Below are 322 nucleotides of genomic sequence, written 5' to 3' on the forward strand. Positions count from 1 at the left end.
CGGGTAGTAGGTGCCGCCCTTGACGGTGGCGTCGTTACAGACGATCACGCACTCCTGGCCCGAGACGCGGCCGATGCCGGTGATGATGCCGGCGCTCGGCGCGGCGCCGTCGTACATGTCGTAGGCGGCCAGTTGCGACAATTCGAGGAACGGCGTGCCCGGGTCGAGCAGCATCTGCACGCGGTCGCGCGGCAGCAGCTTGCCGCGCGCGACATGCTTGGCGCTGGCCGCGGCGCCGCCGCCGGCGGCGATCGCCGACACTTTGGCGCGCAGGTCGTCGACCACGGCTTGCATGGCCGCCGCGTTGGCCTTGAAGTCTTCG

The 322-nt window shown here is 70.8% G+C and carries 1 protein-coding gene; it reads right to left on the reverse strand.

Annotated elements, in window-relative coordinates:
* Positions 1-322 (reverse strand): carboxyl transferase domain-containing protein (locus D0817_RS27075; RefSeq protein WP_497756106.1); only part of this gene is annotated, 322 nt, incomplete at both ends.

The organism is Flavobacterium cupreum, assembly GCF_003996965.1.
GTDB classification, from domain to species: domain Bacteria; phylum Bacteroidota; class Bacteroidia; order Flavobacteriales; family Flavobacteriaceae; genus Flavobacterium; species Flavobacterium cupreum.